Annotated in this window: 13 protein-coding genes; 8 read left to right on the forward strand and 5 right to left on the reverse strand. The window is 39.9% G+C overall.

From position 1 onward, the window contains the following. Window positions 1–107: 107 nt before the first annotated feature. Window positions 108–884: an SDR family oxidoreductase gene (locus Q8907_05915; protein MDP4273803.1), complete on the forward strand. Its 777-nt coding sequence runs from the start codon at window positions 108–110 to the stop codon at window positions 882–884. Window positions 885–896: 12 nt separating this feature from the next. Here the strand turns inward: Q8907_05915 and Q8907_05920 are convergent, their stop codons facing one another. Further along, on the reverse strand, window positions 897–1,433 hold the full coding sequence (locus Q8907_05920; protein MDP4273804.1) for an RNA methyltransferase: 537 nt from the start codon (window positions 1,431–1,433) through the stop codon (window positions 897–899). A 99-nt stretch (window positions 1,434–1,532) separates the two neighbouring features. On the opposite strand from Q8907_05920, the gene sucC reads away from it, so the two are divergent. Then, on the forward strand, window positions 1,533–2,723 hold the full coding sequence (gene sucC / locus Q8907_05925) for an ADP-forming succinate--CoA ligase subunit beta (GenBank protein MDP4273805.1): 1,191 nt from the start codon (window positions 1,533–1,535) through the stop codon (window positions 2,721–2,723). Window positions 2,724–2,841: 118 nt separating this feature from the next. Here sucC and Q8907_05930 read toward each other — a convergent pair whose 3' ends face one another. Beyond that, window positions 2,842–3,285: a (4Fe-4S)-binding protein gene (locus tag Q8907_05930; GenBank protein MDP4273806.1), complete on the reverse strand. Its 444-nt coding sequence runs from the start codon at window positions 3,283–3,285 to the stop codon at window positions 2,842–2,844. Window positions 3,286–3,525: 240 nt separating this feature from the next. On the opposite strand from Q8907_05930, the gene Q8907_05935 reads away from it, so the two are divergent. Then, window positions 3,526–4,128, forward strand: a complete 603-nt coding sequence (locus tag Q8907_05935; protein ID MDP4273807.1) for a DUF4294 domain-containing protein — start codon at window positions 3,526–3,528, stop codon at window positions 4,126–4,128. Here Q8907_05935 and elbB read toward each other — a convergent pair. After that, window positions 4,125–4,784: an isoprenoid biosynthesis glyoxalase ElbB gene (gene elbB / locus Q8907_05940; protein ID MDP4273808.1), complete on the reverse strand. Its 660-nt coding sequence runs from the start codon at window positions 4,782–4,784 to the stop codon at window positions 4,125–4,127. The genes Q8907_05935 and elbB overlap by 4 nt on opposite strands. A 41-nt stretch (window positions 4,785–4,825) precedes the next feature. On the opposite strand from elbB, the gene thpR reads away from it, so the two are divergent. Continuing rightward, window positions 4,826–5,404 carry an RNA 2',3'-cyclic phosphodiesterase gene (thpR, locus tag Q8907_05945; GenBank protein MDP4273809.1) on the forward strand — a complete coding sequence of 193 codons (579 nt, stop codon included), beginning with the start codon at window positions 4,826–4,828 and terminating at the stop codon, window positions 5,402–5,404. Here thpR and Q8907_05950 read toward each other — a convergent pair whose 3' ends face one another. Together Q8907_05950 and Q8907_05955 are read right to left on the reverse strand one after the other, a co-directional pair. Then, on the reverse strand, window positions 5,405–6,811 hold the full coding sequence (locus Q8907_05950) for a sugar transferase (protein MDP4273810.1): 1,407 nt from the start codon (window positions 6,809–6,811) through the stop codon (window positions 5,405–5,407). Between the two features lie 31 nt (window positions 6,812–6,842). Beyond that, a complete protein-coding gene (locus tag Q8907_05955) occupies window positions 6,843–7,769 on the reverse strand; it encodes a Gfo/Idh/MocA family oxidoreductase (GenBank protein ID MDP4273811.1) in 927 nt (308 codons plus the stop codon). A 120-nt stretch (window positions 7,770–7,889) separates the two neighbouring features. Between Q8907_05955 and Q8907_05960 the strand changes: the two genes are divergently transcribed. The 4 genes from Q8907_05960 to Q8907_05975 form a co-directional block, all read left to right on the forward strand. Then, window positions 7,890–8,552 carry a protein-L-isoaspartate(D-aspartate) O-methyltransferase gene (locus tag Q8907_05960; protein ID MDP4273812.1) on the forward strand — a complete coding sequence of 221 codons (663 nt, stop codon included), beginning with the start codon at window positions 7,890–7,892 and terminating at the stop codon, window positions 8,550–8,552. A 17-nt stretch (window positions 8,553–8,569) separates the two neighbouring features. After that, on the forward strand, window positions 8,570–9,208 hold the full coding sequence (locus tag Q8907_05965; protein ID MDP4273813.1) for an MBL fold metallo-hydrolase: 639 nt from the start codon (window positions 8,570–8,572) through the stop codon (window positions 9,206–9,208). An 85-nt stretch (window positions 9,209–9,293) separates the two neighbouring features. After that, complete coding sequence (gcvP, locus tag Q8907_05970) at window positions 9,294–12,140, forward strand: aminomethyl-transferring glycine dehydrogenase (GenBank protein MDP4273814.1); 2,847 nt, start codon at window positions 9,294–9,296, stop codon at window positions 12,138–12,140. Window positions 12,141–12,310: 170 nt separating this feature from the next. Beyond that, a partial coding sequence (locus tag Q8907_05975; protein ID MDP4273815.1) for a fucose isomerase occupies window positions 12,311–13,270 on the forward strand: 960 nt, incomplete at its 3' end.

Below are 13,270 nucleotides of genomic sequence, written 5' to 3' on the forward strand. Positions count from 1 at the left end.
CTTCAAGGAAAAATAAAAACCAGATAGTTAAAAACATTTTATATTTGCTTTAAATACTTTATACTAAGACGGCACAAAACGATCCGTCACCAGAAAATAAGAATGTAATGGAAACAGCTTTAATTACCGGTGCTTCAAACGGCATTGGACTTGAACTGGCTAAAATTTTTGCCAGCCATAAAATAAACCTTGTTTTGGTAGCAAGAAGAAAAGACCGTTTGCTTGAGATTGCAGACAATCTTTCCCAAAAAGGAATCGAAGTCAGGATATATGACAGGGATCTGAGTAGTCTTCAAAATGCGGAAGATATTTATAAAGACCTGGCGGACAAAGGGATTAGAATTGATTATCTGGTTAACAATGCCGGTTTTGGTACAAGCGGTAATTATACCGATTTGCCGTGGGAGTCAGAATTGAACATGCTGAATCTGAATATGGTCGCCCTGGCTTATTTCACGAAAGTCTATGCCAGGGAGATGAAGCAAAACGGCAGGGGCAGGATTCTAAATATAGCATCCACTGCTGCTTTCCAACCGGGGCCTTACATGGCTGCCTATTCAGCCACAAAATCATTTGTTCTTTCACTTTCAGAAGCCGTCCATCAGGAATTGAAAGGTTCAGGAGTAAGTGTTTCTGCACTTTGTCCCGGCCCGACAGAAACCAATTTCAAAAAAAGGGCAGGAATCAACAATTCATTTGCATTTTCAGGCTTAAGCCAGTCACAACCCCGGCAAGTTGCCCAATACGGCTATACTCTCATGATGAAAGGCAAAAGGCTTGGAATTTACGGCAATACCAACCGTTTGATTGTTTTTGTCCTCCGTTTTATCTGCAGAGGATGGATTGTCGGTCTTGCAGGGCGTTTTTTAAAGGACAAATCCTAAAAAGGATTTTGTTTATTCAGGGAAATGGTATTTTTTAAATAAATCCCAAAGTACAATGCCCACGCTGACCGAGATATTAAAAGAATGTTTGGTCCCAAATTGAGGTATTTCAAGGCAAAGATCACTTTCATCCACGATATTCTGATCAACCCCTTTTACCTCATTTCCAAAGACCAGAGCATATTTCACATCTGGTTCAATCTTAAATTTCTCCAAAGAGACACTACCTTCAGCCTGTTCGACAGAAATGATGCGGTAATTATTTTTCTTCAACTCCCGGATAGCCTCAAGCGTGGAGGGAAAATAATTCCACTTTACCGAATCTTCCGCACCCAAAGCCGTTTTATGGATTTCGTTACTGGGAGGCTTTCCTGTGATGCCGCACAAATATATGGCCTCGACCCGGAAAGCATCGCTTGTCCGGAACGCGGAACCCACATTATTGAGGCTGCGCACATTATCAAGGACCAGTACAAACGGCGTTTTAATGGCCGTTTTGAATTCATCCACGGAAATCCTGTTTAATTCGCTGTTTTTGAGTTTTTTCATAAATCAGGCAGCATTGAAAAGTCAAAAAATAGGGAAATATTGAAAAAAAATAAATACTTTAGCGGCGCTAAAATTAATTGATATTTAAAAATAAATGAAATGAATCTTCACGAATATCAAGGAAAATCTATTCTTAGAAAATTAGGGGTTGCTGTTCCCGAGGGAATAGTAGTTGACACCCCCGAAGCTGCAATAGAAGCCGCCAAGCAAATTCAGGAAAAAACCGGTTGCGACACCTGGGCTGTGAAAGCCCAAATACATGCCGGCGGCAGAGGAAAAGGAGGCGGCGTAAAAATCGCAAAATCCATTGATGAAGTTGGCCAATATGCCAAGGCCATCCTAGGAATGCGCCTGGTAACCCACCAAACAGGCCCTGAAGGAAAAATCGTTCATAAAGTACTGATTGAGCAAAGTATATACTATCCGGGTGAAAGTCAGGTAAAAGAATTTTACATGAGCGTACTGCTTAACCGCGACAGCAGCCATAATATCATCATGTACTCCACCGAAGGCGGCATGGACATTGAAACAGTTGCAGCCAATACCCCCGAACTTATTTTCAAAGAAGAAATTGATCCTAAAGTCGGCATACAACCTTTCCAGGCCAGGAAAATTGCCTTTAACCTGGGATTGAGCGGGAAAGCCTTCAAGGATATGGCAAAATTTGCTGCCGGCCTTTACAATGCTTATGAAAAGAGCGATGCTTCCTTATTTGAAATCAATCCGGTTTTTAAAACTTCGGATGATAAGGTCCTGGCAGCCGATTGTAAAGTAAACCTGGATGACAATGCTTTATACCGTCACCCGGATTATGCCGGAATGAGAGATACCACAGAAGAAAATCCGGCTGAAGTAGAAGCAGGCAAATACCACCTGAACTTCATCAAACTGGATGGAAATGTAGGCTGCATGGTTAACGGAGCCGGCCTGGCAATGGCTACCATGGATATCATCAAACTCTCAAAGGGTGATCCTGCGAATTTCCTTGATGTAGGCGGTACTGCAAATGCAGAAACAGTTGAAGCAGGGTTCCGGATCATTTTAAAAGACCCCAATGTCAAAGCTATCCTGATCAATATATTTGGAGGTATTGTCCGTTGCGACCGTGTAGCACAAGGTGTGGTCGATGCATATCAAAAAATCGGGGACATCAAAGTACCGGTAATTGTGCGTTTACAAGGAACCAATGCCGTTGAAGGGAAAAAGCTGATCGACCAAAGCGGATTGAAGGTATCTTCAGCTATTACCCTGCAGGAAGCAGCTGATTTGGTTTCAAAAGTTCTTGCCTAAGCAATCAATAGTTGACGTAAATTTCACAATTGAGCATAAAAATTGCTGGCTGGTGTATCATAATTTTGTTACTGCCGCCAGCATTTTTGTTTCAAATCCACTTTGAAAGTGCTGAAATTTATTGATCAAAGTTGATTTTATTGTGAGAACCGTCGCAATAAGGCATATTCTTTGAGGCGCCGCAACGGCAGATGGATATGATTGTCCCATGGTCAAGTTTTATGCCGCGACAGTCTACTAAATCGAAATTACCCTGAACCATTAACGGGCCGCCTTTCAAGTACCTTATTTCAGTTGTCTGCGGTTGAGTATTTCTATCATTTTCCGATTTCTGGTTTTTAGTTTGATCATTCCAGGAATAGGACAAAGCCATTGTAGGACAATCATCAACAGTTTTGATAATATCCTGAGTGGAAGCTGCGGTCATATCCACCCATGGCCGCCTCCGGGGATTAAAAACATTCAACAACTGGGTAAAGCAAATCCCCGAATGATTGCATAAATGGGGCTGCCAAACAACAGTAATTTCACCGTTGGTGTATTTTTTGATAATTTTATTCATAAAGTTTTTTTTCATTTCAAATTTAGAATAAAATCATTTAAGCATCAATAAATTTTGCATACTATGAAAATGAAACCTAATTTTGAGGTTCATTTTCATACGAAAATAATTGATTTTAAAATGTCGTATGGAACTCCATGTTTGCTATTTTCATTCGTGTTTTGCGTTTATTCGCAAACATGTTCGTTTCATATACTTTGGTTGTTTTTTCATAAATAGTCAAAGCTGTTTTAAATTAAGATGTTGAGGAAAATTATTGCTTTTTTTATTGTTTTTTTGGGATGCAGTTGCCTTTATGCACAAAAGACTAAGTCTACAGTTTTAGACGACAGCACATCAGTAGAATATACGGTTATTAATGGAGATACTCTTTATTCATCGAAAATTGAACCTGTATATATATTCCCCACAAAAAAATTCAGGAGTTTTTTAGAGGAATATAATTACTGGAGGCTGGTCAAAAACATTAAGATTGTCTACCCCTATGCCATTTTGGCAAAGAATAAACTTGCCCAGATGAACAACCATTTTATCACCATAAAAAATGGAAGGGAAAAGAACAGATATATCAAAGAGGTGGAAGATACGATGAAAGCCCAGTATGAAGACGAACTGACCAAATTAACTGTATCTCAGGGCAAACTGCTTTTTAAGCTGATTGACAGGGAAACCGGCAACACAACATTTGTCCTGGTCAAAGAGCTGAAAGGATCTTTCTCAGCCTTTGTATGGCAAGCGGTTGCCCGTATCTTCGGTTCAAACCTGAAATCCACCTATGATCCCAATGGGGAAGACAGGGTAATTGAAGAAATTCTGATCATGATAGACCAGGGCCAGCTTTAACTGGCCAGTTTGAATAGTTCCTTGACCAGGTTATTAATCCCGTCATAAATCTGTGCGATATTGGAATCAAGCATGTAGCAAGGGGTTGTCACTACTTTATGTTGTTCATCAATTGCAATCTCTCCATGCTGTGTAGGAATATTGGTGGCACCCATTTTCTCAATATCTATGGCAGTTGACAAATCCTGGCCTACCGTAACTTCCACATCCCCCAATACCCGGGCCATCAAAACAGCTCCTATACAAAGGGCACCCACAGGTTTCTTCAGTTTAACCATACTTAAAATTGCATGGGAAACTTCTTTGTTTACTTTGCAGTTAACCCCGTCAATCTTATAGGTAAACAGATTTTTTGCAGTACCGCTTCCTCCCGGAATAATCAACACGTCAAAATCTTCAGCCTTAAACTTATTCAAAGGCCTGATTTTCCCCCTTGCGATTCTGGCCGATTCTACCAGTACATTCCGTGATTCCTTCATCGGTTGTTTGGTTATGTTATTCATAACACAGAATTGTTCGATATCCGGGGCAAATATTTCATAAACTCCGCCATTTTGAACAATTGTCAATAAAGTAAGGGTGGCTTCATGGATTTCAGAACCATCCGAAAACCCACAACCTCCTAATATTACTGCAACTTTTTTCAAATCACCCATTTTATTATTTTTTTTGTTAAATTTATTAAAACTTCTTTTTTATGCAAACAATAAACAAACGAATTTTTATTGCTATAGATATTGCCGGCAGTGTATCTTTAAAAGCCATGATCAGAAATTTCAGGAGAACATTGGCAGGAGACTCCATTAAATGGGTTGAAGATGACAATTTTCACCTAACCCTTTATTTTTTAGGAGAGACAAATATCAAAATAATCAACAATTTGATCACTGACATCAGCCGGGAAATAGGAAACATATCAAAATTTTCAATCAGCTTACAGGGCGTAGGGATATTCGGGAACATCAACAATCCCAAGGTTTTATGGATTGGAATTAAGGACAAGTCAGGAAATTTAAAAACCATCCAGCAAAAATTGAGTAAAATGCTTGTAAATTATGGTTTCCCGGAGGATCAGCAAAAATTTTCCCCTCATCTCACCCTGGGCCGGATCAGGAATATCAAAGATATTTCACCCTTAAAAAACTTAATAGAACAATACCGGGATGTACCTTTCCAGGAACTAAAAGTAAGTAAAATTGTCTTACATGAAAGCAAATTAACTCATTCAGGGCCTATTTATTCCACAATCAAGGAATTTCCACTGAGTCAGGAATAATTAAATTCCCTTGCCTTTAAGGATGGTAAAAAAAGTATAAATGACAATTTTCATATCCACCCAAATTGACATGTTTTCCATGTACAAAATATCATACTTAAAGCGCCTGATCATTTCATCTACATTTTCGGCATAGCCGAATTTAACCTGTCCCAGTGAAGTGATTCCGGGTTTAACTTTAAGCAATTGCAAATAGGTAGGTTCTCTCAGGACAATCTGATCTATGTAATACTTTCTTTCAGGCCTGGGGCCAACGATAGCCATATCTCCCTTTAAAACATTGAAAAAATTTGGTATTTCATCCAGCTTTAATTTCCGCATAAACCGTCCCAATGGAGTTATCCGTTTATCTTCTTTAGTTGCAAGTTCAGGGCCGTTTTCTTCAGCATCTTCATACATCGACCTGAATTTGTAGATTTTAAAAACTTTACCATAGCGGCCAATACGTTCATGACTGTAAATAACAGATCCAGGCGAGGTACATTTGATTCCGAGAGCAAGTAAAAGGCATAAGGGAGAAAGCGCCAACAACATTATTGCTGAAATAACAATATCCACAAGCCCTTTTAAGTTTTCCTGCCACACCGGCATCATCTGAGAGATAACTCGAATAAGTTCGGAATCAAAAATATAAGTTAGTTTTACCTTCCCCCTCAACTTTTGATAGAGGGAAGGAATAATTTTTATTGTAATTTCGGGATAATCGAATGCGCCGATTATCTTCTCTGCAAGTTTAGAATCGGAAGGGTCAACAGCAATCAATACTTCTTTGATCTTATATTCCCTGACAATCTGCGAAGCAGTATCAATTTTGCCCAGGCAGGGTAATAGATCTGCAAGTACATCCAATGCCTGAGGCTGGGTTTTTATATATCCCACAATCAGGTTATCACTCTTCCCCTTTATTTGAGAATAAAGATTGAAGGCTTCAGTGCCACAACCAGCAATTAATGCCGGAAAACCAATTATATTCCTTTTTATCCTGCAATTAGTAAAAGAAATAATCAGTTGCCGCGGGATAAAAGTCACTGCAAAATGTATGCAGTACAGTCCCCCTGCCGAAAAATAATAAAACCGGTAGGATGAAATGGTATCATCCAGGATAAGAGTAAAAAAAATAATGATAACCCCAATAAAAGTGGAAACGAAGGTATTGAAAAAATTATCCAGGCCTGTTTTTTTATAAATTCCCCTGTAAAATCCCGACACGTAATAAATAAGCAGCCAGAGGAAAGGAATCACAAGAATGGCATAAAGGAAATGAGATCCAAAGATAAGCGGAACTTTATATCCAAATTTTTCAGGTTCTATATATACCTTGCGAAATATGTAAAATAGCGTCCAACTGGCCAAAGCAGCCAGATAATCTCCTACCAAAAAAAGAATGATATGTTTTTTTTCGTTCATCTATTTCAACAAGTGATAAAAGTTTTCTTACTCACTTATAAGAAAGATTTATTTTTTTAATGATTTTTTGAGCTATTTCCAAAGAAGAATAAGCGTTTTCAATAGTTTTAAGTGATTTCTGATTTGAATTAACTGCATTCAGAAATAAAAGTAATTCTTTTTTTAAACGGCACAATTCGTTTTCTTTTTTAAGAGTGATGATTTCCTTTTTGGAAGTTTTATCTTTAATATATCTTGTTATACAGATAGTAGAATTCAGCATATCAGTAAAAACCAAGTATTCACTTTGAAAACAATCTATAGTGAATTTGTGAAGTTCTGAGACCAGGTTCATAAAAAGGGTTACCAGGCAACCATTACCGAATTCCAACTGAATCTGCATGATTTCCGAAGTATCCTCAAACACAGGGATACCTGTAGCATGAATACTTCTCACATCAGAATGAACAAGGTTTTGAATCACATCAACATCATGAATGATATTTTCAAGGCAGCAGGAATTTTCTTTTTGCTTATTCAAGCCATAATAGTGGTAAATATTTATTAAACGGGGTTCATTGAGAAATTCTTTGGCTTTAATCAGCGCATTGCCAAAGAGATTGGTCTGCCCCACCTGGATAATTACCCGCGCCTCTGCCGTTAACTTAATCAATTCAGAAGCTTCAAATAAATTATCCGAAATAAAAGCCCGAATAAAAAGATGTTTGGATTTTTTTAAAGCTGTAACGGCAATGGGATAATAATCCTTATCTATGGAAGCTATATCAACCACATCAATAGCATCGAGGAGAGCATCCATAGAATCATATAATTCTACTCCCTCTTTGAGAGAGAAGGTCTCAGCCTCAGACAAATTTATATCATAACAGCCTACGATCTTTACGTTATCAAGTTTGCGGAATATTTTTAAGTGTAAACCACCGCTATAACCGCATCCAATTATGCCTACCCGAATCATTTCAAATTAGATATGTACAAACATAAGCTTTTTTACAAAAAACTATAATTTTTTTACCTTTAACTTATAAACTTTATTTGTTGATAAAGCTACTTTTGCAGAAGAAACAATATATAAACGATGCAGGACACATTCAGACATAAAGGATTGAGACTTAAACTTATTGAAGAGATTAGAGGGAAAGGTATTAAAGATGAAAAAGTGTTGGAAGCGATGAATAAAGTTCCGCGTCATGCCTTCATGGAAAGTGGATTCGTTGAATTGGCTTATAAAGACAGGGCTTTCCCCATTGGGGCAGGCCAAACCATATCACAACCCTATACGGTGGCTTTTCAGACCCAGCTTTTGGAAGTCAAGGACAATGAAAAAATTTTGGAAATAGGAACGGGATCTGGTTATCAAACGGCTATTTTATTTGCAATGGGTGCAAAAGTTTACACCATTGAAAGGCAAAGGGAGCTTTTTCTAAAAGCACAGACCCTGTTGATGCAAATGGGTTACCCTGCCAATTTCTTTTATGGCGATGGAAACGAAGGATTGCCCTCCTATGCGCCTTTTGACAAAATCCTGATTACCGCCGGGGCAACCGAAATACCCAAAGCTTTGCTCCCCCAGCTTAAAGTCGGAGGACGTATGGTTCTTCCTTTGGGTGATTCCTCCTCTCAGGTAATGACTCTGGTTGAAAAAATTTCAGAAACCGAGTACAGGACTTCTGAACATGGCACCTTTAGTTTTGTTCCCTTGCTCAAAGGCAAGGCGAATTCAAACGATTTTTATGAATAAATTTTAATCCCAGGGATATGCTAAAGATTAAACGTTTTGTTTTTAATCCTATTCAGGAAAACACATATCTGGTTTATGATGAAACCGGGGAATGTGTGATTATCGATGCCGGATGCTGCGACCAGGATGAACAGGAAGAATTATCTTCTTTTATCCTTGAACAGAACCTAAAACCTTCGAAATTACTGATTACCCATGCCCATGCTGATCATTTGCTGGGAAGCAGTTTCGTTTGCAGTACCTACAATATCCCCTGCCTTCTTCACCTTACAGAGGCAACACTTTTAAAATTTGCTGTGCACCAGGCTTCTCTTTTGGGGTTGAATATGGAAGAACCGCCGGCAAATGTTGTTTTCATTGAAGAAAATGAGGTCATCCCTATAGGAGAATCAAATTTTACGGCAATTCATGTTCCCGGACATAGCCCGGGAAGCCTGGCTTATTATAACAAACAAGAGGGGATCCTCTTTACCGGCGATGCTCTATTTAAAGGAAGCATAGGCAGAACCGACTTGTACGGAGGAAGCTATGAATCGCTGATTAATAGCATAAAACAAAAACTAATGATCCTCCCCGACCTGACCAAAGTCTATCCCGGCCATGGCCCTGAAAGCAATATTGCTGATGAACGCAAACAAAACACTTTTTTAAGATAGTATTTTCAGTTAAAATGATTTTTATGCTTTTTTACTCTTAGTCTTCTTTATATTTTTGTTTTTTTAAATCAAAAAATTTGATTTTATGCCAAATAATGAATTTGTAGATCGCCACATTGGCCCCAGTGACGAAGAAATTGAACTGATGTTGAAAGAAACAGGGGATAGTTCATTAGACAAACTGATTGAACAAACCATTCCGGCATCAATAAGGATAAAAAAGCCGTTGAATCTGCCAGAGGGCATAAGTGAGTACGAATATTCCAGGGAAATCAGGAAAATAGCCTCGAAAAACATCATTTTCAAAAGCTACATAGGCTTGGGGTATTACGACACCATAACTCCGGCCGTAATTCAGCGTAACATTCTCGAGAATCCCTCCTGGTACACCTCTTATACTCCCTATCAGGCAGAAATAAGCCAGGGCCGGCTTGAAGCCCTGTTGATATTCCAGACCATGGTGATGGAACTTACCGGCATGGAATTAGCCAATGCCTCCCTGCTTGATGAAGGCACCGCCGCAGCCGAATCCATGATTATGCTTTTTCATGCCCGCAGCCGGGAACAGGAAAAGAAAGGGGCCAATTTGTTTTTTGTTGATGAAAATATTTTCCCACAAACCCTGGATGTTTTAAAAACCAGATCTGCCCCGCTGGGCATAGAATTGATTTCAGGAAATTTCGATGAAATAACCTTTGATGAACGTTTCTTCGGAGCTTTCGTACAATATCCTACTGCCGACGGAAAAATAATCGATTATAAAGATTTTGTAGCAAAAGCTCACAGTAAGAACGTTGCTGTTTCTGTAGCTGCAGACTTATTAAGTTTAACCATTCTCACTCCTCCGGGAGAATGGGGAGCCGATGTAGTGGTTGGCTCTACGCAAAGGTTTGGCATTCCGGTGGGCTTTGGAGGCCCTCATGCTGCTTATTTTGCCACGCTTGATAAATACCGTCGTTATATGCCGGGAAGGATAATCGGGGCATCTGTTGATGCCCATGGCAATAAAGCCCTGAGGTTGTCCCTTCAAACACGTGAACAACATATACGGCGCGAAAAAGCAACATCCAATATTTGTACTGCCCAGGCCCTGCTTGCTTCAATGGCTGCAATGTATGCCGTATACCATGGTGCTGAAGGATTGAGAAAAATTGCTTCAAACATTCATTATTATACCGGTTTATTAAACGAAGGGTTGAAAAGTTTAGGGTATAACCAGGAAAACACAGATTTTTTTGACACCCTGAAGATTAATCTCCCTTCAAACCTGAATGCATCAGATATAAGGCGCATCGCTGAAGACAGAAAACAAAACTACTATTATATCGATTACAAAACCGTTGAAATCAGCCTGGACGAAACCGATGCCCTTAAGGATGTCAATGCTATTCTTAAGGTTTTTTCTCTGGCTAAAAACAAAAAGGTTTTAAAATACTCCAAACTTCCTGAAAAAGAATATTTTGATGCCCGTTTTAGCAGAAAAAGCCAGTATCTTGCCCAGCCGGTATTTAAACAGTATCATGGGGAACTGGAAATGATGCGTTATTTGAAACGTCTGGAGCATAAAGATTTTTCACTTACCGAAGGAATGATTCCTTTGGGTTCCTGTACAATGAAACTGACCGGGGCCATGGAAATATTTGCATTGACATGGCCTGAATTCGGGAAAATTCATCCTTTCGCACCAGACGATCAGACCAAGGGTTTCCAGCAACTTATATGGGAACTTGAACAGGATCTGAAATCCATAACAGGTTTTGATGCCTTTACTTTTCAACCCAACAGTGGGGCTGCCGGCGAATACACAGGCATGATGATTATCCGTAAATATCATCAAACCAGAGGCGACATGCAGAGAAATGTGATCCTCATTCCCTCTTCCGCTCATGGAACAAACCCCGCCAGCGCTGCTATGGCAGGGATGAAGGTAGTAGTCGTTGATTGTGATGAGAGAGGCAATATCGACGTAGAGAAACTCAGACAACTGGCTACAGCGAACAAAAAAGAACTGGCCGGGTTCATGATTACCTATCCCTCCACACATGGAGTTTTTGAAGCAAGCATAAAAGAAATGGTCGACATCATTCACCAAAATGGCGGCCTTGTTTATATGGACGGGGCAAACATGAATGCACAGGTAGGCCTGACAAGTCCGGCAAGTATAGGCGCAGACCTCTGCCACCTGAACCTGCACAAGACATTTGCCATCCCTCATGGAGGCGGCGGCCCCGGAGTAGGCCCTGTTGGCGTAAGAAAAGAGCTGGTTCCTTTCCTGCCTTCACATCCTTTCAGGAAACTTTCTTATGAAGATGAATGTACAGCAGTATCCTCCGCACCTTACGGAAGCGCAAGCGTACTGACCATATCCCATGCCTATATCAAAATGATGGGAGGAAACGGACTGACCAAAGCTTCGAAAGTAGCAATTCTCAATGCCAATTACCTTTCGGCCAAACTGAAAGATTATTTCCCCACTTTATATACAGGGGAGAAAGGGAAAGTTGGCCATGAGTTGATTTTAGAGTGCAGGGACTTAAAAGAAAAATCAGGGATTACAGAAACTGATATTGCCAAACGTCTGATGGATTATGGCTTTCATGCTCCTACCCTTTCGTTCCCTGTTCATGGAACTTTAATGGTTGAACCAACAGAAAGTGAATCCTTACATGAACTCAACCGTTTTGTGGAAGCAATGATTTCCATTTACCATGAAATAGAAGCCATTGCGCAAGGAAAAGCAGACAGCAAAGACAATGTACTTAAAAATGCACCTCATTCTGCTACTGAAATTTCAAAAGATCAGTGGGAGCATCCATACAGCCGTATGCAGGCAGCATTCCCGGTCGAATCGCTTAAAGAATCAAAATTCTGGCCGTCCGTAAGCCGTATTGACGATGCTTATGGCGACAGAAATCTGGTTTGTTCCTGTTAAAACCTAAGAAAAAAAGAGAGCCCTGAAAAGTCAATGACTTTTCAGGGCTCTCTTTTTTATTTCAGCACAGTACAAGGATAATCAACCACTTAATTTCTAGTTCAAAAAAAATCCTGTATCTTAAAGAAATTACTATCTTGCCAACATATTTAAAACTAAATAACACAACCATGCAGAATGTACCTCAAATAACATTAGGAATTGTTGCAGTCAGTCGTGATTGCTTTCCTATTGAACTTTCAAAGAAAAGAAGAGAGAATGTAGTGGCCGAATGTAAAAAGAAAAACCTGGCTGTTACCGATATTCAAACCATTATCCAATATGAGGGTGATGTTCCCAAGGCTCTTGAAGAATTAAAAAAGAACAATGTCAATGCCCTGGTGGTCTATCTTGGCAACTTTGGCCCTGAAGGCCCTGAAACCTTATTGGCACAGAAATTCTGTGGTCCGGTAATGTTTGTGGCTGCTGCCGAAGAAAGCGGCGATAACCTGATTGACGGCCGTGGTGACGCATATTGTGGCATGCTCAATGCTTCTTATAATATCGCTTTGAGAAAACTTAAGGTTCATATTCCCGAATATCCCGTAGGTGTACCATCCGAGGTAGCCACCATGATTGCCGAATTTGTGCCTGCAGCCCGCATTATTGTAGGATTAAAGAAACTTAAGATTTTTTCATTCGGTCCCCGTCCGCAGGATTTCCTGGCCTGCAATGCACCCATCAAAGCATTATACGACCTGGGCGTTGAAATTATGGAAAACAGCGAACTCGATTTATTTGAATTGTTCAATAAAGCCAAAGGCGACAAAGCCATTCCTGCTATTATGGCAGATATGGAAAAAGAACTGGGCGCCGGCAATAAACAACCCGGTATCCTGGAAAAGCTTGCTCAGTACGAACTGACACTCACCCGTTTCATGGATGCAAACCTTGGCATTAGCGAATATGCCGTATTTGCTAATAAATGCTGGCCTGCTTTCCAGACATCTTTTGGATTTGTCCCCTGCTATGTCAATTCCCGTTTTGCTGCCAAAGGCATTCCTATAGCTTGCGAAACAGACATTTACGGTGCCCTGAGTGAATACATCCTTACCTGTGCAACCCTTTCTCCTGCAACCTTACTGGACATC

This window comes from Bacteroidota bacterium, from assembly GCA_030706565.1.
In the GTDB taxonomy this organism is placed as follows: domain Bacteria; phylum Bacteroidota; class Bacteroidia; order Bacteroidales; family JAUZOH01; genus JAUZOH01.

Bases quoted from the DNA above. Each gene is read 5' to 3' on its own strand.
- Q8907_05915 (MDP4273803.1), top strand. From the start codon at position 108: ATGGAAACAGCTTTAATTACCGGTGCTTCAAACGGCATTGGACTTGAA.
- Q8907_05920 (MDP4273804.1), bottom strand. From the start codon at position 1,433: ATGAAAAAACTCAAAAACAGCGAATTAAACAGGATTTCCGTGGATGAA.
- sucC (MDP4273805.1), top strand. From the start codon at position 1,533: ATGAATCTTCACGAATATCAAGGAAAATCTATTCTTAGAAAATTAGGG.
- Q8907_05930 (MDP4273806.1), bottom strand. From the start codon at position 3,285: ATGAATAAAATTATCAAAAAATACACCAACGGTGAAATTACTGTTGTT.
- Q8907_05935 (MDP4273807.1), top strand. From the start codon at position 3,526: ATGTTGAGGAAAATTATTGCTTTTTTTATTGTTTTTTTGGGATGCAGT.
- elbB (MDP4273808.1), bottom strand. From the start codon at position 4,784: ATGGGTGATTTGAAAAAAGTTGCAGTAATATTAGGAGGTTGTGGGTTT.
- thpR (MDP4273809.1), top strand. From the start codon at position 4,826: ATGCAAACAATAAACAAACGAATTTTTATTGCTATAGATATTGCCGGC.
- Q8907_05950 (MDP4273810.1), bottom strand. From the start codon at position 6,811: ATGAACGAAAAAAAACATATCATTCTTTTTTTGGTAGGAGATTATCTG.
- Q8907_05955 (MDP4273811.1), bottom strand. From the start codon at position 7,769: ATGATTCGGGTAGGCATAATTGGATGCGGTTATAGCGGTGGTTTACAC.
- Q8907_05960 (MDP4273812.1), top strand. From the start codon at position 7,890: ATGCAGGACACATTCAGACATAAAGGATTGAGACTTAAACTTATTGAA.
- Q8907_05965 (MDP4273813.1), top strand. From the start codon at position 8,570: ATGCTAAAGATTAAACGTTTTGTTTTTAATCCTATTCAGGAAAACACA.
- gcvP (MDP4273814.1), top strand. From the start codon at position 9,294: ATGCCAAATAATGAATTTGTAGATCGCCACATTGGCCCCAGTGACGAA.